Source organism: Clostridium sp. FP1 (assembly GCF_011065975.2).
In the GTDB taxonomy this organism is placed as follows: domain Bacteria; phylum Bacillota; class Clostridia; order Clostridiales; family Clostridiaceae; genus Clostridium_AD; species Clostridium_AD tagluense.
The window spans coordinates 3108795-3135014 of record NZ_JAAMNJ020000001.1; the positions used below are offsets into that span (position 1 = coordinate 3108795).

A 26220-nucleotide genomic window follows, 5' to 3' on the forward strand; every position below is an offset into this window, starting at 1 on the left:
TAACTACAATAGCCCAACCAAACGTATGAATTAATGAGTTAAAAGTCCACTCTCTCTAAATTCTTTCCAAGTTCTTTTAGCTACCAAATTAAAACCACCTTTCACTTAAACCCAAGTCATCTTAAATTGACCTGTGCTTTTAACGTCTTTAATTCTATTTGCAAATTCAGAAACTATATCAGGAGCATCATCATGAGCTGAAAAATCTTGACCACAAAAATCCATTAATTCATCTGTAAAATCTATATCCTCTTCATTGAAAATTATACGTCCATTATTTACATCAGCTACAATAGTCGCAATTTTATCATCCTTATTTAACTTTTGAGCTTCATTTATGATAGTAAATTTTTTACCTCTTAATAGGTTATCAGCCTTAATAGATTTTTCTAATATATTTGCATCACTACCATTGAATGTATTTTTTTCAATATAAATTGTATTTATATCAGTATACTTTTTTAATAATTCAATCATATGATTAATATATTTATCAAATTCAGTTCTTGCATCTATTTTTAAGAGTTCAGCTTTTCTTACATATTTAAAATCGTTATCGGCTAAAGATCCAACTAAAAAAGCAAAACTATCACTAGTTTTTTTAGAGGTAGAAGCAGGATCCACACATAACATTGTCTTAATGAATTTATGATTTTCAATATTTATTTCTGCTCTATTAGATTTAAACCATTTTTCTCCTATCTTAGAAGCATCGTTCATCATTTCTTGTTTGAATCCACGAGAGTTATTAAAATACCTTATAGCTAACTTCAAACAATCAAATTTATCATTCCATATAGTATTATATTTCATTGCCTCTTCATTCTGATAATAAAACTCTTTAGCTTCTGAAGCAGAATCCTTCAATTTATTATTAAAATAAATTGTTCTAAATTCTCCCCAAAGTCCATCGTTTAAATATTCATCTACATCAAACTCTACTACCCTTTTCAAAATATGGTTATAATCCTTATTGTTCAGAAGTCTCGACATAAAGCAATCTCTGTGTAAGATAGTTCCTAATACAATGAATTTTGTAGCCTGTTTAACCTTAACACCATTACGAATAACGGCTTCATCTCCTGCATATCCAGCATCTTCTATCCATGTATTATATTTTTTGTCCCTTGCTTCTTGTGTAATAACATCACTTTTACCTTGATAATCATCTGCTATTATTACGCTCGGCCTTGATCCATTAAATTTTTTTCCTCTGACTGAAGATGTAGAAGAAATAGCTTGTACTTTAGTTTTATTAGACAGCTCTAATTCAAGTTTGTTTACTGTACAATTCTTGTTATCAATTAATGCTCCAAAAGCTTGAATTATATATTTATTTTCTTCAAAAGCTTGTTTAGTTTGTGCCATAAATTCGATAGAATCCTGTTCTGTTTTACCGCATACAAGTGTATAAATAGATTTAGAATAACTATGTAGCCAGACAGAAACAGCAAAGTTAACTACGGTTGTTTTTGCTGTACCTCTAGGAAGTATAAGTTCAAGGTTATCAAATTCATCATTTTGAAACATTCTTTTTATATTATCCCAAACCTCAAAATGGATTGGGGCTAAATTTCTAGCTGCATTAGTTGGCTTTGGAGTAAATGTATCTTGCAAAAAATACTCACAGAAGAAATCAAAATCTCGTTCACCTAATACCCAAGCCAAACCATGATAACCAAATAAGTTATTATTATTTTTTATCATTAATTCTTCGGCTTTAACTTGGCCATAATGTTTCTTTAAATAAATGTATAGAATTTTTCTGTTTTCTTTTCCTAAATCATATTCTATTTCCATATTTATTTACCTTGTAATTTTTCAAGTTTATCTAATTCTTTTTTTAATTCTGATGTATTAATATTATCGTCTACTAGGTTTATATCCTGTTTAGGTCTATACTCCCCAGCCATCTCTAATATCATCTTTCTGTCTTGAAAGTTTTTAGCATTACTTATAGCATATTTGACTGCAGCTTTTTTTACCTCGGGAACAAAGTTTTCAAATAATCTATTAAGAATTTCATTTCTCATTTTTACAAATTGCGGCTTCTTACACATATTATAATAAGTGTTTCTTCCAACATCTGCTTTTTTACAAAGATCAGTAATAGAAGCTGTATAGTTTTCTGGTTCAGCTAATGCTTCCAAAATTTTCTTTTCTGCTAATGTAGGTATATATTCTTTATTCTCATCCATTGCTTCACCTTCCTTATTTTTTCAATAAAAAAAGCGCCATTAATTCAATAAAGAATTCTCTAGCGCTTTGAATTTATAGTTTTGCATAATATCATCTTAATACATTTGTAACCCCATTGCAACCCCATAAAATCCCCATCATTACATCATATATGATTTTAATCCGTCTAACCCAAATATTAATATACTAAGTTCATTGAGCATTTGGTTTATCCATCTTCCCGGAGTATTTTTGCTGCATTGAAAATGTTCTTGTATATCTTCGTATCTCATCTCACTTAAATAAAACATCTCTAATGCTTCATACTTACAATTAGTACCTATTTTACACTGGTTTTCTTTTAGAGCTTCTAATGCAACATCTATATGAGCTATCATAATCAATGTCTTTATTTTGCTTTTCTTTATAGCATATATATAAAGCTCATCATATCCTTGAGTAATATCGATGTAATTACTTTCTTGGAGTTCATGGTTTTTTAATTTATTAATATCATCTACAGCATTTCCTACATGGTTCCTTAAGCTATTATAGTTAGACATTAGTAACCTGGTATTATGAAACACTTTTTTCTTTTGCTCATATTTTTGTTCTTTATCAAACTCTTTAATTGCTTCAATAATTATTTTTTTTATTGTTTTATCTGTATAAATAATATTTTCCATATTTACCCCTCCGTATTTATGATACTCCTCTTATTATTCTAATTTAAAATTTCTTGCATCATCAACTAGTTGCTTTCTCGTCCTTTTGGTATATATTTTAGTAATGTTTATATCAGAATGACCTACCCTTTGTGCAACTTCGTCAATTGTCATTCCACGCTCATTTATACACACATAACAAAACAAATGCCTTATATTATGGCAATGAGCTTTTTTTAATTCAACCTTTGTATCACTAGCATACCTTTTAATCCAATAATCACACATCCAAGATGACAATCTACTATCCTTTGTTTTATTTATAAAAAGAAATTTCTGTTTTGATTCACGCCTAATACTAGTAGCGGCATATTCTTTAAATAGCTTTCTAAGCTCATCAGGTATTGCTACAAATCTTTGTTTTCTACCTTTCCCAACAACTTTTATTTCTTTTTCATTTGTATCTTTAATCTTAATACTTAATACTTCACTAACACGCATTCCAGTAAGATAAAATGTCATAAGTAATGTGGTAACTAATATATTTTTATCTCTAATCGATGCATTTACTATTCTTTTAAAATCAGTTTTATTTAAAACGTTTCTTCCATACTCCTGCATTCCAATTTTCATTTTCATTTTTTTAATATTAAAATTAATTTTAAAATCATACTCACTATTCAAAAACTGAATATATTTATAAATTGCATATATTTTTCTATTTATAGTCTTTGCATTAAGTTCCTGAGCTTCAAGTGAATTAATAAAATTAGCTATATCCATACTCTTAATATCCAATGGATCTTTATTAAGAAAAGTTAACATCTTTTCAATATCAGGTATATAGTTTTTAATTGTATTCTCACTATTCTTATCAGCTTTCATATATAATTCAAATTCATCTATATAATTTAACAAATAACTTCCTCCTTTCAAAAAAAATAAAAGAGCCATTAACTAAAAATTAGTTATCAGCTCCATTAGCTCTACTATAACCCCATTTGGTTATAGGCTATTATTAAGGTCGAAAAATTTTACAAAAAATCGTCTGTCTAAATTAGTATTCCTACTATGTTTTTAATTTGGGGGGATTTCAAAATCTATCTATATCAATTTATAGAAATATACGCTTACTCTACTTACTATTTTACATTTAATTGTATAGTTTTACAAGCATGCAATCATTTAATTTTTATTTTAGTTATTATACCTCAGTCTGAATAGCTTCAGCCTTTCTTTTTCTCATTGCTCTTACTAGAGTTGCTTCACTTATCTTTGTCATAGTTGCTACTTGCTTATAACTATTCTCTTTTAATAAATCTAAAGCCATATTTAATTGTACATCTGTATATAGTTTAGGTCTACCATCCTTAAATCCTGCCTTAGTCTTAGCAACTTCTTTACCAGCTTGAGTTCTCTCAATAATCATGTCACGCTCGAATTGCGCAAAAGCAAGAAACATAGTAAGTGAAAGTCTACCAGATGGAGTGTTATCAAATGTACCCATATTAAGTATTACTAGTTTAACACCTTTGTCTACAAGCGTCTGAACTATCTGTAATCCTTCTGTAGTACTCCTAGCGAGCCTATCTAACTTACAAACCATCAAACTATCATTATCATTTAGTTTATCTACTAACTTATTAAAAAGTGGTCTATCCGTAGTCTTGCCTGTAAATTGTTCTTGGATAATCTTGGTACATCCATTTTTATTTAACATACTTACTTGATCCTCTAAACTATTACCTTGGATTTGTTTCCACGTTGATATCCTAGCATACCCATATATCATGTAAAATCCTCCTATCGTTTTGATTACTACTTTTGATTAAGTTCTATAAGTTGATTTTACATGATAAAATTGTTACTGTCAATAGTGTACACTTATGATTACAAACTTAAATTATAGAAATATAAAAGAAATCCAAGGCAGCTGAGTGCCTTAGCTTTCTTTTATATTGATTGTTATTTTTTTAACAAGATTTGTATTAAAATGGATTTACGGGACACTGTATAACAAGAAGATTTATAAACTAGACCCATTTGTCCTCTTTTGCCTCTAAATTTTTTAAAAGTACATTTATGTCAATAATGTTGCTATTACTAGGATTGAGGTACATTTAATATTTTAATTTAAATTGAGTACTCACATATAATCTCTGTTTTGTTGGACAGGTAAATAATATATGTCAAGCTATATTTTATAAAGGCTTGCTTTACATTAAAATATAGCTTTCCAGTTTTTGTATTTAAAATATACCCCTATGCCATATCTAACTTTTCTATAGCATTTCTATAAGTTGTACTGTCCCATTTATTAATTATTTATCTAAGTATACTTGCTTTTATAACCTGTACCTTTAATCCCTTAGGTGTATTTTTTAAATTAATTTCCTTACCCAGTTCTAGTTCTTTAACTATTTTATCTTTAATATTTTCAATTTCTCCACTTAAAGATATCTTTTCAAAACCCATCTATATTTACCTCCTAAATTTGTTAAGTCTTTTTATATTAAGAAATTCTTTTATATTCATAAATAACATTTTCGATTGAAGTTTCTGCATAAATTTGAGTTGTTTTTGGATCGCTATGCCCAAGTAGTTTTTGTACATTATGCAATAACATTCCACCAGATAATAAGTGTGTGGCTATACTATGGCGTAATAAATGAGGATATATTGACTTTCCTAAATTTGCTCTTACAGCAATTTTTTTAACTTCATTTTCTATGCTTCTACCGCCAAGTCTTGCATGCGTTCCTTTGTTAGCTACGAATAAAGCAGGTGTACTGTCATTTCTTGATGATATATATTCTTTTAGTAGGTATTTTGATTTTGTATTGAAACATACAACTCTTTCTTTGTCACCTTTTCCTATAACTTTTAGTGTTTTATCGTGAAAATTTAAGTCCTTTATATTAACATCAACGATTTCACTTAGGCGGCACCCAGTCGAGTATGCGAATTCAAGTATTGTTTTCTCGCGTAAATTCTTACATTTCTGTCTTAATATTTCTACTTCATCTAATGTTAATGCTTCTCTTAGTCGTCCTGGCACTTTTGTTTCATGTATTATTAACATTGGATTCTTTGGAATGTATTCTTCTTGATGCAACCATCCAAAAAAAGATTTTAATATATTTATTTGAGTATTGGTGGATGAAGGCATCAGTTTATTACATCTTTGGGCCAAATAAACTCTAAGATCTATCGTAGTAATAGTGGCAAGAGGCTTTATAAGAGTATTAGCGAATTTTAATATTTCTCGATTATATCCTTTTAATGTTTTTATGCTTAATCCATCTAGTTTTTTTACCATTAAATAAATTTGAAGTTTTTCTTCTGTATCGTTACTTGTTACAAGTCCTGTTTCCTGAGGAACTACATCATATTTGTATAAAATTTCCTCTGCTATTTCTCTAACCTTAAGCTGATCTATATTCGGGAACTCCAACGTTAATTTTCCTACTAATCTAATAATTATTTCGTTGTTTGCTATGCTCATTATACCTGTACCTCCTAGAATTTTTGCTACACAGGAGATATAGGTATATAATAGCTATATCTCCTGTGAGAGATTTAAGAAAGAAGAGAGTTTAAGTTGTTCAGACTGGGACTCTCTTTTTTCAGTTATAGCTATTATAAATATTCAATTAAAAACAGCTTAGATTTTTTATTTTTAAAAACTTACCAAGGAGGAGGCTCTATTGTATTGCCATATTTCATTTTTTCACCTTCCTTATTATTTTAGTGTGAAATATCACCATTTTTTTTAGCTTAATTTAAGCCATAATTTTTTATACATATTATTGTTATTACATTTTCAAAATGTTTTTTACTTAATTAAAGAAATATGTTGTTTTTATTTATTATTCATTTCCTATTTGTCTATCTGTTTTGCCTGGATACATACCATGTGCCATTACGATTTTTATTGCTTGCTCCTCTGTAAATCCTTCCTTCAGAAGCTCTCCATAATATACTTTTTGACCTTTTGCAATCATCATGCACATATCGATATATTTTGGAACTGTGAATTAAACTATTTTAAATTTATCTGGCACATGATACCGCAATCATCCATAACTTCATCTTCTATTTTCCCTCTGGTTGGGTCTAATTCATCAAGATAAATTCCTTTTAGGCAAGTATGACCAACTTCACGCTCTTGCTTTGACCTTATTGCAAACACCTCTGGGAAATCCACTCTGATTTTATTCCAGTAACCCATGCCACCTTTAACGCATCCAATACAGTTGTTATTTCTATAGCCTAAATCATACATTGTAGGTCTTTTAATGCCTAAACTCCTAAGTATTCCATGGCAATCCTCTTTGGTTAGGTTCCTATCTATCAGTGGAAATTCATGATTAAATTTATCCATTGTTTCAACTGTTCTGTTAGCTCTTTGGCGTTCTCTCTTAGAACTATCAAATCCCCAGATATAAGTTAAATCAGTTTTCCCATATTCCCATTCTTTTCTAACTCTTTTTTTCAAAACGTCTGTACACTTTGCTCCGTATGGGCCATTAATAAATCTAAATGTTTGTATAACATTGCTAACTGATTTATAAGGACTTTGTAGTATTCTCACAGGCTTTCCTAATGCTTTTTCGCAATCTTTTATAAATCTTAGTGAATCTGAATGTTGTTCATCAATGTGCGTGTATATAAATTCATCTACCGATTCTTTCATCATGTACCCAGCTATAAAGCTTGATACTCCTGCCGAAATCCAACATACTTTCATAACAACCACTAACATATAATCCGTTAGTGGAAACAATTAGTACCGTTCTCTTTTCATAAGTTTTTACACTTAGCCGACATTCCTTCGTTTTACCCTTGCGGTCAATATAAACTTACAAGGAAACCTGGTCTACCAGGATTAGTTATGTATTACCCCTTCCTTTTTAATTAATTTATTATTCATGCCCTTAATATTCTCCTTAGTTTTTATTTCTGATTATTTTTGAAGTACGACGTAAAAATGCCGTAAAATTCGATTGAATAATACGGTGTTTTAAAGAGATTATTCGGTTTTAATAGTTGCGACGTTCTAAAAGAACATTGTGAAGAAAACAAGTTCTTATCATGCTTATTAGGAACATAATAAAGAATCTATCTCAAACCATTGTTCTGTCAACCAAAGCATTTTATCCAGTGTCTTTTTATGTTAGCTAATTATAGTCAATCATATCTACTCCTACTCCTGGTAACATTACTTTCCCCCCCTTAGTCGACTTACGAGTAAATCCATAATCAGTAATTCCTGTCGATACTCCTCTAATAGTAATTTCATCATTTTCCAATACTCTTGAATCAAACTGATTTTTATAACATGTTGCTATTAAAATAGTGTCATAATTATCATTTACAGCTATTCTTAATTTTACGTATAAACGATCTTCCATAACGTGTATTACTTTTCCGTAGAATTTAACCTTTTGATCAAAATACTTATCGGGTGTTCGAGCTAGTTGATCATAGGTTATACCTGTATCATACGTTGGTTTTTCTGCTTCTCTTGCAGCTGCTTCAGCTTTTTTGTCTTCAATAGCTTGCAATCTAGCTGTTTCTTCATCTTTGGCGACTTGAGCTTTAGCTTTAGCATCAGCCTTTGCTTTTTCATCAGCTTCTTTTTTAATCTCTTCTGCGGTTTTTTCTTTCTTTTCTGTAACTACAGGCTTAGTAGTAGTTTCAATGCTAGGTTTATCGTCGTTACCTGCTGAACCTATTTTTCCAAATATAACTAATACAATTAGCCAAAACCACCATTTCTTATAAATTTTGCCTTCCACACCAATTCCCCCTCTACTTTTACCTCGCCAATTATATCACATTTTTACAATTATTACATGAGCTTTATATTACAACTTCGACCTAGTTATATAGAAATTATAGCATACTATACATATTTTCACATTATTACATTTCTACAATAGTAAATATTTTCATTTTAAAATACCGTATTATTCAATTTTCAAAGAACATTGTTCGTACTTTCAATTTCAATAGTTACGTCGACCTTTTTTCATATTCCGTATCACATTAATTTTAATAATTTATTAATTTGTTTATCATATTTATCATATTTGTTTCTTAACTCAACATATTTTGTGTGGTCATTCCAAGGATGAAGTTTTTTCATTTCAGCTGTAAGTTTCTTTTGTTTTAATTGAATATTATCAAATTCTATAGACTTTACATTTCTCAAAAGGTCATCCTTACCAAATAGATTATTTTTAATAAATGCTTTTATTAAAGTTTCTTTAGAATACTTTGATAATTCAACAATCATATCTTCTTTCATATTTTATCTCCTTACAAACTTAAACATAAAAGCTTCATCATTAATTATTTGCAGTTCTCCATTTTCATTTATAACCGATGCTTCAATAAATTTAACCTTGCATTTTTTATTAGTTCTATTAGTTTCTTCAAGATAATCTATAGTTGGTATAATACCTACAACATTAAATACTTGATCGTTATATATCATTTTATAATTACTTATATCTATTCCCATTTTTACCCCTCCAAAACTAAAGTAATTCCACCACATTTGCCACTAAACCCAGCTTCGACATATCCGCTTTTTTCTTGATCTAAACTTAAATTATTTTCTCTAAGAACCATGCCTATTTCTTCTTTTATTTTTTGGAACCTTTCTTTAGGTATGTTTTGTATTTCTATATCAAGTTTATTTATATACTCCATGATTACCTCCAATTTTCCTTTCTAATTCTGCAATTTTTCTTTTTAACTTTTTGTTTTCAATTTCTAAAAGTTCATTATGTGAATATTTGTTTTTACAATCTTTGTGAAGGAAATTCATATCTTTGGTGAAGCCATAATATTCATCTTCCCACACAAATTCATCACAATATATACAAGTTTCAAGTATGCAATCATTAGCCATGACTTCACCTCCAATTTTCATATTTTGTCTTAACCTTTAGATTTTATTAAGTTAATAATCTTTGCAACCATAGGCATTAATGCATCCATTTCGCCTTCTAACTCATTAAATAATTCTTCTTGCGTTGCAAATGCTAATAATGATTCATCAAACTCAACATCTATAATACCCTCGTTTGTAGTACCATCATTTTTAATAGAAACTGTAAATAAATTAGCTTTTTCAATCATACTTTTCATTCTCCTTTTCTCATATTCCGTATTATCTTATATCTAAAATTTTATTTACTTTCTTATCTGTTTTTTCAAGTTCAGCTTTTATTTTTTTCATTTTTTCTAAAATATCTAAAAGCTTTTTACTATCCTTTTCAACATACATTTTTTGTACTAACTCATAAAATTCTTTGCCTAAGCTGTTGCTTTTTTTCATTAATTCATCTACACTATCAAGTCCTAACCCACTTTTAATTAAATCTAACTTATTCCTCCATTACTTCAAAATCAATTCCACAAATTCTATCTCCAGTTAACCCTGCTCCAATTCCACCATAATCAAATTTAATTCCTTCTCTTTTCAGAATTTCTCCTACTTCATTAGCAATACTTGTAACTTTTTCTTTAGGTATATTAGTGACTTCTATAGACATTTTACTTGTCCATTTTTCTGAAACTTCTCCTGCTTTCATTTCTATTCATTCGCTTCTGACATTGATTTTAAGGCCTTTATATACCAAACATTTTCTATGTCCACATTTGTTATATCTTTTAAATCCTCTTCTTTTTCAATAATGCTCCACCAACTGGCGCATCCGTAAATGATTTTATTTAAGTCAAAAACAAATATAGCAGGATTAGTATCAAAACTAATGTTTAACTCTTTTGTTGTAGGATTATGTGATATATGATTACCTATTGGTAAATCTCCCAAATAAATTCCTAGATAGGTCTTCCCTTCATGTTCTTTTGCACAAGGTGCTATTTTGGCAAATTTGCCTACTTCGCTATCCCTTAAACATATTTGCTCTGTGTTTTTGTTTATTTTGGATACTTCTAAAGGGTATTCAATATATCTGCACTTATAATTGTCACAAATGAAATTATCTTTAAACCTCCATTTTCCAGTGTCAAAAGGCTTACTATCTTTAATGATAGCTTGATAGTCCTCATTATTTTTTAAAGTTTCACATTTACCAAATATGTTCCCATGCTTGCAGGTGTTGCAGTTTCTTTTATTTTTATTTTCCATCAATACATCCCCCTCAATTTTTCTTCTAGTTCTGAAATTTTTATTGCATTATTACGTATTACTCGCTATCATTATCTTCGGTTTCTATGCCAATAAAATCTTTCCATATATCCTCACGCTCTCCATTACAATCAATACTCAAACCTTCTATGCACCCTATATGATTTACCTTACAATGTCCTATGCAATCATAATTCTTGAAAGGACAAACCATTCCATTTTTCTCAATCAACGCATTTACAATATGGTCAACATATGTTTCATCTGAATCATTAACTTCCAAGTCCCCTGAATCAGATTGGTCATATAACAATACATATAAAGCCTTTTTTAAATTACTCATTATATACTCCTTTCAACTTCACAATGTTTAGCTAAGACGAACTAACCAACTAAAACAACTTTATTCATTTTTAATTAATTTTTCAATCATATTAATTATTTGATATTTTCTTGATATTTGATAAAATTCCATACGCTCCTGATACGTAGCAGTTGTTACATCTTTATTAATCCAATGTCCGTTCTTTTTAACTTTTATAAATATTTGTCCCATTATTGCCCTCCATTTATTTCATCCTTGCCCATTATTAGATTTCCCTTCTATAATCCTTACATTCTTGCATATTCACCCCCTGGCACATTTCAAACATTCTTGATACAATTGCTTCTGAGGTTTCTAAATTATCACCTACTGTTAGTCTGTCCATTAATTTTGTATCATTGTAATTGCTAGTTATTGTAATAGGTTTATTATTTTCATATCTACAATTTACAATATAATATAATTTTTCAAGGATCCATTCCGTAGGCTTTTCTTTACCCAGGTCATCTATAATCAGCAAATCACAATTTATATATCTATTTATAATTTGTTCTTCATTTTCTTTAGAGTGTGTGTCACCATAGCTTGCTTTAACTTTTCCTAATAAAGTGATTAGAGTTCCGAATATCGGTTGGTAATTTTGTTTTATTAACTCATGCGCTATGGCTGCTGCTAAGTGTGTTTTGCCTGCTCCATAGTTCCCTGTTATCAATAACCCTATTCCTTTTTTATTCAACGCCTTAAATTTTTCTGCATATCTTCTGCAAGTTTCATGGGCCACTTTATTTTCATTAGATATTTTAAATGTGGTAAAGGTTCTAGTCTTAAATTTTTCTCCTAAGTTACTTTGCTTTATCATTTTTTCAAGTCTTTCCTTGTACTGCCTTTCAGCTTCTTTTTTTTCTTCATTTTCTTTTTTTAGCTTTAATTGTTCATCAAATTCAACCCAGTATTTTTCAGCATCCTTGCATCCACATCTTTCATATTCACCCCTGGATAGCCACCCCCTTGAAAATATTGAGTTAGTTAAATAAAATCCTGTTTGTTCTAACATATTGTTGCAAAATCCACATTCAATTGTTGGAGTTTTAATTGAATGTCTACCAGCTTCTATAGCCTGTGAGTTATTGCAATGAACTATTCCGCATTCATCAGAATTTTGATTTGGTGTACAGTGTAGAATTTCCGATATTAGTTCCATTATTAACCATCACCCCCTTATTATCTTTATAATTGCCCTCTAACACCTTTATAAAATTATTAGGTTTGATGAACCAATCAAAAGTTATAACCCAGCTGGTCTTGTTTTGTCCTTTTAAAAAATTGCTTATCTTGATAATTTCTATAGCCTTAAGCACATCTTCTATGCTATATTCTTTTATCCTAGCTTTTACGAGTTTTAGCCTAGTACCTTTTATATTTATTATTTTAGATAAATTTAATGAATTCCATTTGTCTATAACTGGTTGAAGTTTACTACTGACCCCAACTTTAGTTGGTATTTTTTTTCTTAAGAATAACCTAAACTTACCTAACTTAACCTTACCTAACCTACCCTTAACTAACCTAACCTTACCTAACCTATGCGGTCCATTTGTCGTCCAATGGTCGTCCAATGGTTGTCCACTATTATTTATGGTTTTTTTTGCTTTTAAATTTGATCTAGGTTTAGATTCCAATAATTTAACTTCCGTAACCATTTGCAATAGTAAATCCTTATAAATACTATTTATTTTTCTATCTGGTCTTATTAAATTATGTTCTTGCCAATCTGTTATAAAAGAAACTAAATCCGCATTTAAAACTATTACCAATTCTTTTGCTACAAGTATTTTTAAATCATCTTCAGTGCAATTTGTCATTCTTATTACGTTGTATCCCTCAACGACTCCATCATCATCGGCATTTAATCCTAAATGAAAATATAATAGTTGAGAACTTATAGGCATTTTTAAAAATCTTGCTGAATTTATAATTTTTAGAGAAAACATTCTTCTTTGTGCCATTTATTAACCTCCATGTTGATTAATTTATATTTGACATGTATAATGTCATTAGAATTGTTTTGACTGGACCCTCTCCAAAGGGTTCTTTTTTATTCTCTTCGTATTAACATTTTTTAAAGTTTTTTTCATTTTGCCCTCCTTGCGCAGCAGGGTAACTTTATGCATCACCGATTTAATAGTTCTATCTATTGCAAAACTTATTTCTTCGGGACCTATAATGTCATACCAGTCGGTCAAATATTTAGTATCCTCTATATGCCAAGGCTTTCCATTGTTTTCATGAAATATGGGATTGTAACCCATCCGACCATATTTATCGTATTCTATTGGTGTATTTAGTTCTTCCAGCATTTTCTCACCTTCTCGCTACGCACATCTTTTAAATATTTCAGCACTCTTTGCTGCTATATCTAAAACATAATCTAGGCTTGTATATTTTTTAAAGCTAATCCTATTAAATTTAATATCATCTGTTGTGATTTCCATTATTATTTTAAATTCTGCATCTGTAATCTCTTGTCCAAGTCTCTGCTCTAGTAGTTTTTTTGACATCATATTCACTCCTTAAACAAATTTGTCTGTCCCTTAATCTCAATTCTTTTATAATTTTTATTTTTAGACTTATAAATCTTTTTAGCTTCATTTAAGATTTTCAGACATTTAGGGCCACATTTTATTTTTCGGCTTAGCGGGTCCTTAAGAGGGCGGTTGCAAACTATGCAGATTACTTTATCCATGGCTAACCGCCTATAATTTCGCTTAATAAGCCATTGTCTTGTTTAACTGCCATTAGTATGCCTACAAGTTCTCCATTGCCATATATCCTTAAGTTAGGAATTTCCGAACTATTGTTAGATGCCTTATATTCAACATTCTTAAATATATCAAGATACTTTTTATCAAAGGTTACATACGCCCCATTTATTTTAAATATGTTGTAAATGAAATCCGCATTCACTTTTAAATATGCTGTTTTAGTTGCTTCAAGTTCTTCCTCACATTCTGTTATATCTTTAAAATCAAATGTTCTTGCTGGTGTCCAGTTCTTGTAATTTGCAATCGCTCCAGCTTTGAATAATTTTTGAATAACTAAATCTAAGTCATAAGTGCATCTAGCGATAAACATTCCGTTCGAGTATTCAAAGGATTCCTCTTTTAAATTTATAACGTGGTTGCTGTTGCTCTGTATTATTTTTGCTAGGTTGCTCTCATTAATATAGGTTTGTTTTTTAATCATTTTAATTCAGCTCCTTAAATTTATTAACAAAGTAAACTTGGCCTTTGCCAGTTACCTTAGGTGTCTTGGAGATACTTACATGTCCATTACTATGTGCTATAGAAGTTTCCTTGATTTGAAATAGCCCTAGCTCCATCGACCTTTGAGTTGGCATGTTGTAGTCAGTTCCTTTTCGGCATATCAAATATCCCATTATTCTTAACTTTTCAAATAGTCTATTTGCGCCTACATCGAAGCCATTTTGTTTTAGTATCTTTGCTAGGTCACCAACTAAAATTGATGTGTTGGAAGCTGTTACCGCATCAGCAAATATTACTTTAGGTTCTTGCAATGTTAACTGCTTGTCCTTATCTGCAATAGCTTTGTCTTTAAGTTCTATCTTTCTAGTTGCTATTAGTAAGGCCTTTGCCATTATGTCCTCGTCACTGTCATTTTCATTTGATGGAATATAGCCACCGGTTTGTCTTATTTGCGGAAGGACTTCATCGAATATCCAACTTTCAAACTTTTCTGCTCCTGGTAGTTCTGATTTTGCTGTTAACCTGTATATGTCACCTTCTGAAATAATATTCATTTGCTGTTCTCCGCTATTTGTAGGGACTGCGTGTTTCACGTACCCCTTGCAATGTCTTGCAATTGCATCATTTGGATTTTTATATCCTAATGATTTTGCAACATCAATTCCAACTGCATAATCTTTTTCATTTACTTTTATCCATCTTATTTCTCCAAACTGTTCATTTTTAAATATCTGTAATTTATTCATTGCTTGTCCTCCTTAAAGCTTCTCTATTTCCTTAACCTTGGCTTCATATCTTTTTATATTCCTTTTGGCATCCATTGTTGCGCTGTGTTCTACACCATTACTAAATATAAACAGCTCCTTAAGCCTTTTCTTTTCTCTTTCCAAATTTTCTTTCCAAAATGGTAAATCATTGTTCATGCTCGTCCTCCTTATTTTTTTACCCTCTACTAAGGCTTGTACACCTTGGGTGGTGCGGGTTGGATTAGAATTGTTTAGATGTGCTTACTACTTTATATCTTTAGTGCGTTGCTTTTTATCCTGTTAGCGCCTAGCTGCTTAATCTTTTTAGTGTAAATTTCACTTTAACACCATATTCTTTAGTTATTATTTTTTCTATTACATGTGAAATGCGTTCCAATACTTTTATTTCTTCTTCCGGTGTGTTATTAGGTCTAACTATCGTCACTGTTGCTGGCATATTATCACCTCTATATTTTGTATGAAATTGTCAGCTTGTACTATTCTTGTTTAACCTTTTTATTTTTAACGCTTTTATTAAACAGTAATTCAATTTCATTAAGAAGCTGCGCTTGCCTTTTTAGTATCTCGGTTTGTCTCATTTTTACCCTCCTCGTACATTTTTTTAATTGTATCAACACTTACGTTATAAAATTGGGAAAGTTTAGTTGCAACATTATCAGTCAAATTAACTCTTCCTGCCTCAACATCATTAAGATGTTTTCCGCAGATACCGATATTAGCAACTACAAATTTTCTTTGCGACCCTCTGCTATCTCTAAATTCTTTTAAATTCATTGTCGTGTTCACCTCCTATAACTATATTCTCACATATTGAAAGAAAAGCCAAATTGAATATTCTGCTATTTAAAGAAAATAAACCACTCATACTTTGATTTGCTACATTTTTCTACATTTCTCACAATTTGAAAGAATAATTTGTCGTGCTAATTCTCTTGAAATGTGAGAAAAAATACTATACTATAAATAGGAGGTGTTTAATTATGAATAAGTTATTTTCTGAAAAGTTAAAAAAATATAGAAAAGAGTTAGAAGTGAAACGAAATGAAAAGGTAGGTCAAGTCCGTCTTGCCGAGGAACTAGGCATAAGTAAAGGTGCTATCGGAAATCTAGAAAATGGAGAAAGAGTTCCTTCTAAAAAAATATTAGTTAAACTAGCTGAACATAGCAAGAAGTCTTTAAGCTATTGGATGGATGGTGTTGAAGAATATGAAGCCCCAAACAGTGTAGATCTAGTTTTAGATAAGATGATAGAAAAAGGATTAATAACGGATACTGATATAAGTGATGAAGCTTGGGAAATAATAAAGAAGGCTGTCCTGTTAGAAATAGAAAGGAAGATAAGATAAAATGAAAATAGCTATGTATTTAAGAAAATCTAGAGCGGATGAAGAACTTGAAAAAACTTTAGGGCAAGGCGAAACTCTATCTAAGCATAGAAGGGCCTTATTAAAATTTGCAAAAGAAAGAAAATTAAATATTGTAGAAATAAAAGAAGAAATAGTTAGTGGTGAAAGTTTATTTTTTAGACCTAAGATGCTGGAGCTCTTAAAAGAAATCGAAGATAAGCAGTATAGTGGTGTCCTAGTAATGGATATACAGCGTCTAGGACGTGGAGACATGCAAGAACAAGGCATTATACTAAAAACTTTTAAAGACAGTGGCACCAAGATAATAACCCCGCAAAAGACATATGACCTTAACAACGATTTCGATGAAGAATATAGTGAATTTGAAGCGTTCATGAGCAGAAAAGAATTGAAGATGATTAATCGCAGAATGCAAGGTGGAAGAGTTAGAAGTATAGAAGATGGTAATTACATATCTCCTAATCCTCCTCTGGGATATGATATAGCGTTTATAAATAAAAGCAGGACCTTACAACCCAATCCAAATGAAAGCGAAGTAGTGAGATTGATATTTAAAATGTATGTTGATGGTTCTGGAGCTGGAACAATTGCGAAATATTTAAACGGCTTAGGATATAAATCAAAGCTTGGAAACAACTTTGAATCTAGCGGTATCCTATTTACTTTAAAAAATCTTATCTATATTGGTAAAGTTACGTGGAAAAAGAAAGATATAAGGAAATCAAAAGACCCTAACAAGATTAAGGATACTAGAACCAGGGACATATCCGAATGGATTATTTCAGAGGGTAAGCATAAGGCTATTATCGAAGAAGATGTTTTTGATAAAGCTCAAGAAATTTTAAAAGGTAAATACCATATACCATATAAAACCGCAAATGGAGCTGCTAATCCCCTTGCCGGGCTAGTCATTTGTGAGACTTGTGGTAGCAAAATGGTTATGAGAAAATATGGAGATAAGGATCCGCACATAATATGCAATAATAATAAGTGCGATAACAGAAGTGCTAAATTTAAATACATCGAACATGAAATTATTTTAGCCCTTGAACAATACCTAGCAGTTCTAGGTGGTGAATCTGAAAATATAACTTCTACAGTTGATGTAGACATATACGAAAAACAAATAGAAATGTTAAGTAAAGAACTTGGTACATTAAGCACTCAAAAACTTAATTTATTCGATTTATTGGAGCGACACGTTTATGATGACGAAACTTTTATCGAGCGTTCGAATAATCTTTCTCAACGTTCCGATGCGATTGCAAATGAGATTGAAAATATAAAAGTTGTGATTAAAAAACAAAGTAAAAAGACAAATAATGATGTTCAGTCTAAAATAAAAAATGTCATTGATAGTTATAAAATATCAGATGACATCGCACTCAAAAATGAATTATTAAAAAGCGTATTATATAAAGTTGAATATAAAAAGAGTAAGAGCCAGAGAAATGACAACTTTGAAATTAACCTATTCCCAAGGCTTTAGGCATATACGTCTATCATGCAGAGTGCTATTCATTTCCCTCTTTATCAATTCCAATAGGATCCTGCAAATACACCTCACCTTTTGTTTTTTTATTATTGCGAATAAGCATGAGTATTTCGTTTTCTATGCACCTGGCAGCATAGGTCGCAAGCCTTGTTCCTTTGCTTGTATCAAAGGAATCAATAGCTTTAATTAGTCCTACAGTTCCAATGGATATTAGGTCATCTACATCCTTTCCTGGGTAGGAATATTTTTTTACTATATGTGCAACTAGTCTTAGATTTCGTTCAACTAATATACTTTTAGCTAGTAAATCACCTTGTTTTAACTTTGTTAAATAAAATTTTTCTTCTTCTTCACTTAATGGTTGAGGAAATGAGCTACTACCAGTAATGTAAGCTGTTAAAAATGTAACATTTCCAATCATATCTAATAAACAATTCATGAAAAACACGGAGGTTCCTCCTAATAGTGCTTGTTAATATAATATGATTTATATTATTAATATTGCCTGTACATAAAAAATATTTATTTAATTTATTTTTTAAGTGCATTTACTACTTCTTTAAATATTGGAGCAGCCGTACCGCCACCTTCTTCATCCGCTATACCGTTTACATTCATCCCGATATTATTTACAAATACAACCATAGAATAATTCTTCCCCTTCCAATGAAAAAAACCAACAAACCATCCATCTGATTTAGTTTTTTCCTTATCCTTATAGGAAGTAGTGCCAGTTTTTCCACCTATGTTCATATCTTTAATATAAGCCTGTTTTCCTGTACCAGTTTTCACTACATCCATCATATGAAGTTTAATTGTCTCCGCAGTTTGACTTTTTAATACACGAGAAGTTTTAGAAGTGATTTTCTCTAAAATTTCTTTATCACCCTTTAGGAAGGAGTCTATTATTGTTGGCTGTACATATATCCCATTGTTTATGATAGTATTAGGAATACTAATAGCTTGTAGTGGTGTTATTCTAGCAGTCTGACCAATAGATGTAAAGCTTGTATCTTCAATTTTAGGACTCGATAAATCTACCTCTAATTTACCACTTTGCTCCTGCTCAAAATTTAAAACTTTATTAAATAACCCTTGTTTTCTTGCATAATCATACATATTTTCAATACCTATCTTCCAACCTAATTGAGCGAATATATCATTAGAAGAATCAGATAGCGCCTCTGAAAGTGTATATTCATATCCAATTTTATGCTTATCCGCTTTTTTAAATATATTGCCTTTTACTGAAATTGTTTTATCCTTGTCTATTAAATTTAAATCTATCCCAGCTTCCTCCACAATAACTTTAAAAATAGATCCTGCAAAAAAACCATTACATAAATTTGCATTTGAGGTACTATCATTTTTTTGTGCCATTGCTCTTATTTTACCAGTGCTACTCTCCATTAATACAACACCAATTTGGTCATATTTTTTGTATTTATCCTCATGAAGAATACCTTCAACACTATCTTGAACTTCTTTATCTAAGGTAAGTTTTACATTAATATTGTTTTCAGGTTCAATTATTTTGCCTTCAGATATTTCACCATCAACGCCTTTAAGAAATCTAATTTTTGTAAATTCATTATTTTTGGTTTTGTTATATATCTGCATTTCTAGAGAATTAGTACTTTTGAAAATGGGGTCTTTAACCCCCTCTTTATAGTATTTCGGATTTGACAACAAATTCTCAATTTTCCATATTTTATCTTGAATAACCTCATTGGCTGCATAAGTATAAAACCCTTTTACTCCTTTAATATCCTTAAGTTTATCATAAGTCTCTTCATCAATTTTATATTTTATTTTTTGTCCATTACCACTACCATTTATCTTATATAAATCATAGTTGCTATTATAATTTCTTAATATAAAAGTTAAGGCTTGCATGTCATATTTGCTGGTATATTCATTAAATCTAAAATAATCCAGTGGATCAATAATTGCGTAATAGTTTATACTATAATCCAAAATGGGATTATCTTTACAATCAGTTAAACTATATTGCAAGCCATATTTTTCATCTATTGTATATTGTGCATCTGCCATTGCTTTTCTATCTGGTCCTTTAATATACATACTATATACACATTTCCAAAGGAGGAAAGAGAACATTAGAATTACTATTACCATCACCGTCCAATTTCTTTTTTGAGCTTCTCTCCTGTGATTTGAAGAACCAAATATATTATTTCTACTATACATAAAAACACCTCACTTAGCCTAATTCTAGCCTTAAATGAGATGTTTTATACTTTATAATTATTCCTTTTATATTTCTTACTTTTGTAGTGATTGCCTTATATTTGAAGTAATTATATCTATAGCTACCTTGTTATGTCCACCTTCAGGTATAATAATGTCCGCATGCCTTTTAGTCGGTTCTGTAAATTGTTCATGCATTGGTTTAACAACATTTAAATATTGATTTATAACAGAATCGGTTGTTCTCCCTCGCTCATTAATATCTCTCACAAGTCTTCTTATAAACCTAACGTCTGCATCCGTATCTACATATATTTTAATATCCAACATATCTCGAAGAACCTTTTCCGAAAGTACAAGAATTCCTTCAACTATAATAATTTCCTTTGGCTGCACAGAAACTGTTTCTTCCATCCTATTATGTATTTCAAAATTATATATAGGCTTTTCAATAGCCTGTCCTTCTAAAAGAAGAGTAAGATGCTGAACTAAAAGTGAAGTATCAAAAGCATCTGGATGATCATAGTTTGTTTTTATCCTTTCTTCAAAAGAAAGATTACTTTGATCCTTATAATATGAATCTTGTTCAAGCATTGCAATACATGTGTCATCAAACTGTTTATAGATTTCTCTTGCAATGGTGCTTTTTCCTGATCCCGTTCCTCCAGTTATCCCTATTGAAATCGGACGATGCATTATTTTTCCTCCTTGCATTTTATGAGTATATCATTCTCATGAAGTTTTTCCATAATATTTACAGTAAATAACATCTGAGCATTTGGAGCAGAAGCTATATTCTCTCCCTTAGAATTTCTCATATCCTTAAGCACAATTATTACATTATCGCCTACAGGTCTTAATACTTCAACAGTATCACCTTGGAATACCTTATTTCTTTGCTCTATTGATGCAATATTAGTTTCTTCATTATATTCCCGTACAACTCCAACAATATCATAATCTCTAATATATGAAGAGGATTCATATATCTGTTTGTTTGGATCTCCAAAATAAAATCCAGTATAATATTGTCTATGGCTAGGTTTTAGAAGATTATCCATCCATTTTTGCTGGAATTTATAATTTACTGGATCTTCTATATAAGCATCCACAGCTTCTCTATAGGATTTACATACAGAAGCAACATAATATGAGCTTTTCATTCTTCCTTCTATTTTAAAAGACATTATACCGGTTTCCATAAGTTCTGGCACATGTTCTATCATGCATAAGTCCTTTGAATTCATTATGTAAGTACCTTTATCATCTTCAATTACAGGAAAGTATTCTCCATCTCTTTTTTCTTCCATTAAAAAATATTTATATCTACATGGCTGAGCGCATTGTCCCCTGTTAGCATCTCTACCGGTCATATAATTTGACAAGAGACATCTTCCAGAATAGGACATACACATAGAACCATGAACGAATGCTTCTAGTTCACATGTATCCGGTAATTTTTCTCTAATTTCTTTAATTTCTTCTAGGGATAATTCTCTTGCAAGAACAATTCTTTTTACCCCTTGTTTATGCCAAAAAATAGCTGATTTATAGTTTACATTGTTAGATTGAGTACTTAGATGAATTTCTAAATTTGGTACAACTTCCCTAGCCGTCATAATAATTCCTGGATCAGATACAATTATAGCATCTGCCCCTAGTTCATATACTTCTTTTAGATAATCTTCCAGACCTTGTAAATCATCATTATGAGGAATTACATTTAAAGTAACATATACCTTTTTATCTCTTGAATGGGCAAAATCTATACCTTCTTTTAATTCTTCATTAGTAAAATTATCTGCAAAAGCTCTTAAATTTAATTTGCTTCCACCTAAATAAACTGCATCTGCACCAAAATTTATAGCTGCTTTTAATTTTTCTAAATTACCTGCTGGTGCTAGTATTTCTGGTTTCATTGGTTTTATTCCTCCTCGCTACTCTCTTTGCATTTTCTTACTGTAACTGAGATTCCATCTCCCATAGGTATTACAGAAGTTATAAGTTCATCATTATTAGATACTAATTCTAAATAGCTCTTCATACGCTTTATTATAGTTACTTTTCTACGTGTTGCAAGCTCTTTTGATGCAACCATTCCTCTAAAAAGAACATTATCAGCAATAAGAACTCCCTGTTTTTTTAGAAGCCTAAGGCAGTGCGGAAGAAAATGATTATAGTGTCCTTTACCAGCATCCATAAAAATCATATCATATTCACCCTTAAGATTTTCTAAAATTTCTAGGCAATCCCCTTGTAGAATAGTGATTTTATTTTGCAATCCGTATTTTTTTATGTTAGCCTTTGCAAGCTCTATCATTTTTTCATCTCTTTCGATGGTGGTAATCTCACTTAGTCCTCCAAGCGTTAGATTCATTAAAATAGCAGAATATCCTATGGCTGTACCCAGTTCTAATATCTTTTTAGGCCTATTCATAGTTATCATTAATTCTAAAAATTTAGCAGTTTCTTTTTGAACTATAGGAACTCTATTTTCTAGAGCAAATTTTTCTAAATCTTCTAAAATGCCAGTATTACTAGGAATCAATTCTCTTAAATATTGTTCCATATAATCATGTGTTATGCCACTCATTTAATTTCCTCCAAAAATTGATTAAGGCACATGAAAATAAATAACAAGTCAAAGCTGTTAGTCTATTTATTTTCATGTGCCTAACACAGTTAACTAAAATCCTTGTGTTGCAGCTTTAACTTTTAAGAACTCATTATAGTCATCTGTAAAAAAATGTTTCCCATCATTATCTAGAACAAAGTATAAATACTTTGTTTTAGCAGGGGACAGAACTGCTTTAATAGATGCTTTTCCTGGGTTACAAATTGGTCCTACAGGAAGACCTTCTACTTTGTATGTATTATAAGGTGATTTAACTTTTAAATCACTATTATATAGTTTTTCTTTATGTTTACCTAATGAATATAAAACAGTTGCACAAGATTGTAGCTTAATATCTTTATCTAATCTATTATAAAAAACTGATGCTACCTTAGTTCGTTCAGTTGCATCACTAGTTTCTCTTTCAACAATTGATGCCAATATTATTATATCATCCAATTTTTTCATATCTATAGGCTTTTCTTTATTCAGTTCATTTATAGTGTTGTAAAATTTATCCACCATAGACTTTATTATGACCTTACCACTCATATCAGCTTTAAACTCATAGGTAGCAGGAAAAAGAAACCCTTCCAAATTAAACTTTCGATTTGCATCTTCATGTATATAAGTTGGTAGCTTATAAGTTTTACAACTCTCTATAAATTTTTCACTCTTTATTATACCTTTTTCTTGTAGCACTTTTGCAATTTCATTTATATCAAAGCCCTCGGGCACCGTTACTTTAATAATATCTTCCTCATTTCCTACAGTTGTTAAAATAGTTATAATCTTATTAACTGTAGCATCTTTTGGTATAAAGAACTTCCCTGTATGTATATTGGATTTGACTCCATTTTTTTTGATATAAAATTTTATAATACTTAAGTTTTTTATAGCCCCATTTTGGTTTAAATCATCTAATATGCTATATAAAGTGTCTCCATTTTTAACATTAACATGGAGGTCTTTGGTAGTCGCAATAGGATGTTGTATTATTTTCTTATACTGAAAAATACCAGCTAACACACAAACTATTAAAACCACAATTAATAGCCCTATCTTCTTCATTAAACCACCCCATATTTAAAACTATTTGTTTGATTTACTTGATGCTCTTTTTCTTTCTCCTGAATCTAATATTCTTTTTCTCATTCTAATGTTTAGAGGCGTAATTTCTACTAACTCATCTATAGATACAAATTCTAAGCACTGCTCTAGTGACATAGGTCTTATTGGAGTTAGTTTTAGTGCATCATCTGCTCCTGAAGATCTAGTGTTTGTTAGCTGTTTCTTTCTACATACATTTACTTCTATGTCTCCAGCTCTTGCACATTCTCCTGCAACCATTCCTGCATATACAGGCACTCCTGCTGGTATGAAAAGAGTTCCTCTTTCTTGAGCATTGTATAATCCGTAAGTTACTGATTCTCCGCCTTCAAATACAATTAGAGAACCCCGACTTCTATCTGGAATTTCTCCCCTATACTTATCGTAACCATCTAGAACGTGATTCATTATACCATTACCTTTAGTATCAGTCATAAGTTCACTTCTAAACCCAATCAATCCTCTTGAAGGTACTTTGAACTCTAATCTAGTATATCCATTTATAGCAGAAGTCATATTAACCATTTCTGCTTTTCTAGGTCCCATTTTTTCCATTACTACGCCCATAAATTCTTCTGGCACGTCAATTGTAAGGTGCTCAATTGGCTCTGTTTTATGGCCATTTTCCTCTTTGTATATAACATTTGCTTTTGACACTTGGAATTCATATCCTTCACGTCTCATAGTTTCAATTAGAACTGAAAGATGAAGTTCTCCTCTTCCACTTACTTCAAAACCATCTGCATCTTCAGTTTCTTGTACTCTTAAACTAACATTAGTTTCAAGTTCTTTCATAAGTCTATCTCTTATGTGTCTTGATGTAACATAAGTTCCTTCTTGGCCTGCAAAAGGAGAATTATTAACCATGAAATTCATAGTTAGTGTAGGCTCATCAATTTCAACGAATGGAAGAGCTTCTGGTTCATTAATATCAGCTATTGTTTCTCCGATGTTAATGTCTGGAATACCAGAAACTGCTACGATATCACCCATCATTGCTTCTTCAGTTTCTTCTCTTTTAAGACCATTGTAAACGAAAAGGCTTGAAACTTTAACATTGCTTATTGTTCCATCTTTTCTTATAAGTGCTATTGGTTGATTTTTTTTGATTGATCCTCTTTCAATTTTTCCTATTCCAATTTTTCCAACATACTCATTATAATCAATAGTTGAAATAAGCATTTGAAGTGGCATATCTAAATATCCTTCTGGTGCTTTTACATTCTTTATTATAGAATCAAATAATGGTTCCATGTTGTCACTTACATCTTCAACATTGAATTTAGCAAACCCTTCTCTAGCAGAAGCATATACCACTGCAAAGTCTAATTGTTCATCATCTGCTCCAAGTTCAACAAATAAGTCAAAGACTTCATCAAGTACATCTGTAGGACGAGCATCTTTTCTATCAATTTTGTTTATAATAACGATAGGTTTAAGATTTAATTCTAATGCTTTTTTCAAAACAAATTTAGTTTGTGGCATTGGACCTTCATATGCATCCACTACAAGAAGTACACTATCAACCATCTTAAGTACTCGTTCAACTTCTCCGCCAAAGTCAGCGTGGCCTGGAGTATCAACTATATTTATTTTAATTCCATTATGCATTACTGCAGTATTCTTAGAAAGAATTGTTATTCCCCTTTCTTTTTCTATATCGTTAGAATCCATTACTCTCTCTTGTACTTTTTCATTTTCTCTGAAGACATGGCTTTGTTTAAGTAAACAATCCACCAGGGTTGTCTTGCCGTGATCTACGTGCGCAATTATTGCTATATTTCTAACATCATTTCTTGTAAATAAATTCATATTAATCCTCCAATTTTTTTTTCGTAAGTTTCCACATTTTGCACAAACAAAAATTGGATACGCCTTGAAGTATCCAATTTTCGCATTTACTATACTTATTCTAATATTATCTTGCAAAAAAGTCAACTAGTTCTATTATACATTATTACCAAAAGATAAGTCTACCCCAATTGTATCATTTAAAATATTAAACAAATAGTATTTTATAATTTATTTAGTTCCTTTAATCAAAAAACTAAAATTGCC

The 26220-nt window shown here is 30.6% G+C and carries 37 protein-coding genes and 1 pseudogene; 2 read left to right on the top strand and 36 right to left on the bottom strand.

Annotated features, from left to right (window positions below; all coding sequences use genetic code 11):
* Window positions 1–105: 105 nt before the first annotated feature.
* The 29 genes from G9F70_RS15180 to G9F70_RS15320 all read right to left on the bottom strand — a co-directional run bounded on the left by G9F70_RS15180 (window position 106) and on the right by G9F70_RS15320 (window position 16139).
* The gene (locus G9F70_RS15180) at window positions 106–1800 is read right to left on the bottom strand and encodes a hypothetical protein (protein ID WP_164943776.1); all 1695 of its coding nucleotides are present in this window, start codon (window positions 1798–1800) and stop codon (window positions 106–108) included.
* A gap of 2 nt (window positions 1801–1802) precedes the next feature.
* Window positions 1803–2198: a phBC6A51 family helix-turn-helix protein gene (locus tag G9F70_RS15185; protein ID WP_164943777.1), complete on the bottom strand. Its 396-nt coding sequence runs from the start codon at window positions 2196–2198 to the stop codon at window positions 1803–1805.
* Window positions 2199–2339: 141 nt separating this feature from the next.
* Window positions 2340–2864, bottom strand: a complete 525-nt coding sequence (locus G9F70_RS15190; RefSeq protein ID WP_164943778.1) for a hypothetical protein — start codon at window positions 2862–2864, stop codon at window positions 2340–2342.
* 33 nt (window positions 2865–2897) lie between these two features.
* The gene (locus tag G9F70_RS15195) at window positions 2898–3761 is read right to left on the bottom strand and encodes a tyrosine-type recombinase/integrase (RefSeq protein ID WP_164943779.1); all 864 of its coding nucleotides are present in this window, start codon (window positions 3759–3761) and stop codon (window positions 2898–2900) included.
* Between the two features lie 286 nt (window positions 3762–4047).
* The gene (locus tag G9F70_RS15200; protein ID WP_164943780.1) at window positions 4048–4635 is read right to left on the bottom strand and encodes a recombinase family protein; all 588 of its coding nucleotides are present in this window, start codon (window positions 4633–4635) and stop codon (window positions 4048–4050) included.
* Between the two features lie 533 nt (window positions 4636–5168).
* Window positions 5169–5318 (bottom strand): hypothetical protein, encoded by a 150-nt coding sequence (locus G9F70_RS15205; RefSeq protein WP_164943781.1) that lies wholly within the window; start codon window positions 5316–5318, stop codon window positions 5169–5171.
* Between the two features lie 37 nt (window positions 5319–5355).
* The gene (gene xerA / locus G9F70_RS15210) at window positions 5356–6348 is read right to left on the bottom strand and encodes a site-specific tyrosine recombinase/integron integrase (protein ID WP_164943782.1); all 993 of its coding nucleotides are present in this window, start codon (window positions 6346–6348) and stop codon (window positions 5356–5358) included.
* A 364-nt stretch (window positions 6349–6712) separates the two neighbouring features.
* Window positions 6713–6850, bottom strand: a complete 138-nt coding sequence (locus tag G9F70_RS15215; protein ID WP_164943783.1) for a hypothetical protein — start codon at window positions 6848–6850, stop codon at window positions 6713–6715.
* Window positions 6851–6885: 35 nt separating this feature from the next.
* Window positions 6886–7608, bottom strand: coding sequence for a phosphoadenosine phosphosulfate reductase (locus G9F70_RS15220; protein WP_224617601.1), 723 nt, complete (start codon window positions 7606–7608; stop codon window positions 6886–6888).
* Window positions 7609–8023: 415 nt separating this feature from the next.
* A complete protein-coding gene (locus G9F70_RS15225; protein ID WP_164943785.1) occupies window positions 8024–8644 on the bottom strand; it encodes a toxin regulator in 621 nt (206 codons plus the stop codon).
* A gap of 245 nt (window positions 8645–8889) precedes the next feature.
* On the bottom strand, window positions 8890–9156 hold the full coding sequence (locus G9F70_RS15230) for a hypothetical protein (protein ID WP_164943786.1): 267 nt from the start codon (window positions 9154–9156) through the stop codon (window positions 8890–8892).
* A 3-nt stretch (window positions 9157–9159) separates the two neighbouring features.
* Window positions 9160–9372 (bottom strand): hypothetical protein, encoded by a 213-nt coding sequence (locus G9F70_RS15235; protein WP_164943787.1) that lies wholly within the window; start codon window positions 9370–9372, stop codon window positions 9160–9162.
* Window positions 9373–9374: 2 nt separating this feature from the next.
* On the bottom strand, window positions 9375–9563 hold the full coding sequence (locus G9F70_RS15240) for a hypothetical protein (protein WP_164943788.1): 189 nt from the start codon (window positions 9561–9563) through the stop codon (window positions 9375–9377).
* A complete protein-coding gene (locus G9F70_RS15245; RefSeq protein WP_164943789.1) occupies window positions 9547–9765 on the bottom strand; it encodes a hypothetical protein in 219 nt (72 codons plus the stop codon). The genes G9F70_RS15240 and G9F70_RS15245 overlap by 17 nt, the downstream gene beginning before the upstream one ends.
* A 29-nt stretch (window positions 9766–9794) precedes the next feature.
* Entirely contained in the window at window positions 9795–9995 is a 201-nt protein-coding gene (locus G9F70_RS15250; RefSeq protein ID WP_164943790.1) for a hypothetical protein, read from the bottom strand.
* 31 nt (window positions 9996–10026) lie between these two features.
* Window positions 10027–10194, bottom strand: coding sequence for a hypothetical protein (locus G9F70_RS15255; RefSeq protein ID WP_164943791.1), 168 nt, complete (start codon window positions 10192–10194; stop codon window positions 10027–10029).
* Between the two features lie 49 nt (window positions 10195–10243).
* Window positions 10244–10450 carry a hypothetical protein gene (locus tag G9F70_RS15260; RefSeq protein WP_164943792.1) on the bottom strand — a complete coding sequence of 69 codons (207 nt, stop codon included), beginning with the start codon at window positions 10448–10450 and terminating at the stop codon, window positions 10244–10246.
* A gap of 2 nt (window positions 10451–10452) precedes the next feature.
* Window positions 10453–11010: a hypothetical protein gene (locus G9F70_RS15265; RefSeq protein ID WP_164943793.1), complete on the bottom strand. Its 558-nt coding sequence runs from the start codon at window positions 11008–11010 to the stop codon at window positions 10453–10455.
* Between the two features lie 58 nt (window positions 11011–11068).
* Window positions 11069–11353 carry a hypothetical protein gene (locus G9F70_RS15270; protein ID WP_164943794.1) on the bottom strand — a complete coding sequence of 95 codons (285 nt, stop codon included), beginning with the start codon at window positions 11351–11353 and terminating at the stop codon, window positions 11069–11071.
* A gap of 60 nt (window positions 11354–11413) precedes the next feature.
* Window positions 11414–11566 (bottom strand): hypothetical protein, encoded by a 153-nt coding sequence (locus tag G9F70_RS15275; protein WP_164943795.1) that lies wholly within the window; start codon window positions 11564–11566, stop codon window positions 11414–11416.
* 34 nt (window positions 11567–11600) lie between these two features.
* Complete coding sequence (locus tag G9F70_RS15280) at window positions 11601–12536, bottom strand: ATP-binding protein (RefSeq protein ID WP_164943796.1); 936 nt, start codon at window positions 12534–12536, stop codon at window positions 11601–11603.
* Complete coding sequence (locus tag G9F70_RS15285) at window positions 12487–13341, bottom strand: hypothetical protein (RefSeq protein WP_224617602.1); 855 nt, start codon at window positions 13339–13341, stop codon at window positions 12487–12489. Before G9F70_RS15285 ends, G9F70_RS15280 begins: the two co-directional genes overlap by 50 nt.
* A 48-nt stretch (window positions 13342–13389) precedes the next feature.
* Window positions 13390–13692: a hypothetical protein gene (locus tag G9F70_RS15290; RefSeq protein ID WP_164943797.1), complete on the bottom strand. Its 303-nt coding sequence runs from the start codon at window positions 13690–13692 to the stop codon at window positions 13390–13392.
* A gap of 15 nt (window positions 13693–13707) precedes the next feature.
* The gene (locus G9F70_RS15295) at window positions 13708–13893 is read right to left on the bottom strand and encodes a hypothetical protein (RefSeq protein ID WP_164943798.1); all 186 of its coding nucleotides are present in this window, start codon (window positions 13891–13893) and stop codon (window positions 13708–13710) included.
* 187 nt (window positions 13894–14080) lie between these two features.
* Window positions 14081–14578 (bottom strand): hypothetical protein, encoded by a 498-nt coding sequence (locus G9F70_RS15300; RefSeq protein WP_164943799.1) that lies wholly within the window; start codon window positions 14576–14578, stop codon window positions 14081–14083.
* Between the two features lies 1 nt (window position 14579).
* The gene (locus G9F70_RS15305) at window positions 14580–15344 is read right to left on the bottom strand and encodes a phage antirepressor (RefSeq protein WP_164943800.1); all 765 of its coding nucleotides are present in this window, start codon (window positions 15342–15344) and stop codon (window positions 14580–14582) included.
* A gap of 12 nt (window positions 15345–15356) precedes the next feature.
* Complete coding sequence (locus G9F70_RS15310) at window positions 15357–15521, bottom strand: hypothetical protein (protein ID WP_164943801.1); 165 nt, start codon at window positions 15519–15521, stop codon at window positions 15357–15359.
* Window positions 15522–15651: 130 nt separating this feature from the next.
* Window positions 15652–15801, bottom strand: a complete 150-nt coding sequence (locus G9F70_RS15315; protein ID WP_164943802.1) for a hypothetical protein — start codon at window positions 15799–15801, stop codon at window positions 15652–15654.
* Between the two features lie 98 nt (window positions 15802–15899).
* Window positions 15900–16139: a helix-turn-helix domain-containing protein gene (locus G9F70_RS15320; protein ID WP_125004733.1), complete on the bottom strand. Its 240-nt coding sequence runs from the start codon at window positions 16137–16139 to the stop codon at window positions 15900–15902.
* A gap of 206 nt (window positions 16140–16345) precedes the next feature.
* Between G9F70_RS15320 and G9F70_RS15325 the strand changes: the two genes are divergently transcribed.
* Both G9F70_RS15325 and G9F70_RS15330 read left to right on the top strand, forming a co-directional pair.
* Window positions 16346–16711 carry a helix-turn-helix transcriptional regulator gene (locus G9F70_RS15325; RefSeq protein ID WP_125004731.1) on the top strand — a complete coding sequence of 122 codons (366 nt, stop codon included), beginning with the start codon at window positions 16346–16348 and terminating at the stop codon, window positions 16709–16711.
* Window position 16712: 1 nt separating this feature from the next.
* Entirely contained in the window at window positions 16713–18221 is a 1509-nt protein-coding gene (locus G9F70_RS15330; protein WP_164943803.1) for a recombinase family protein, read from the top strand.
* A gap of 28 nt (window positions 18222–18249) precedes the next feature.
* On the opposite strand, the pseudogene G9F70_RS15335 reads toward G9F70_RS15330, so the two are convergent.
* From G9F70_RS15335 to typA, 7 genes and pseudogenes are all read right to left on the bottom strand, one after another.
* Window positions 18250–18666: pseudogene (locus G9F70_RS15335) on the bottom strand (sigma-70 family RNA polymerase sigma factor); the annotation flags it as partial.
* A gap of 92 nt (window positions 18667–18758) precedes the next feature.
* Window positions 18759–20438: a penicillin-binding transpeptidase domain-containing protein gene (locus G9F70_RS15340; protein WP_164943804.1), complete on the bottom strand. Its 1680-nt coding sequence runs from the start codon at window positions 20436–20438 to the stop codon at window positions 18759–18761.
* 75 nt (window positions 20439–20513) lie between these two features.
* Window positions 20514–21134 carry a uridine kinase gene (gene udk, locus G9F70_RS15345; RefSeq protein ID WP_164943805.1) on the bottom strand — a complete coding sequence of 207 codons (621 nt, stop codon included), beginning with the start codon at window positions 21132–21134 and terminating at the stop codon, window positions 20514–20516.
* Entirely contained in the window at window positions 21134–22357 is a 1224-nt protein-coding gene (locus G9F70_RS15350; protein ID WP_164943806.1) for a peptidase U32 family protein, read from the bottom strand. Before G9F70_RS15350 ends, udk begins: the two co-directional genes overlap by 1 nt.
* 5 nt (window positions 22358–22362) lie before the next feature.
* On the bottom strand, window positions 22363–23031 hold the full coding sequence (locus G9F70_RS15355; RefSeq protein WP_164943807.1) for an O-methyltransferase: 669 nt from the start codon (window positions 23029–23031) through the stop codon (window positions 22363–22365).
* A 93-nt stretch (window positions 23032–23124) separates the two neighbouring features.
* Window positions 23125–24123, bottom strand: coding sequence for an endolytic transglycosylase MltG (gene mltG / locus G9F70_RS15360; RefSeq protein ID WP_164943808.1), 999 nt, complete (start codon window positions 24121–24123; stop codon window positions 23125–23127).
* Between the two features lie 21 nt (window positions 24124–24144).
* Complete coding sequence (gene typA, locus G9F70_RS15365; RefSeq protein WP_164943809.1) at window positions 24145–25974, bottom strand: translational GTPase TypA; 1830 nt, start codon at window positions 25972–25974, stop codon at window positions 24145–24147.
* Window positions 25975–26220 lie beyond the last annotated feature (246 nt).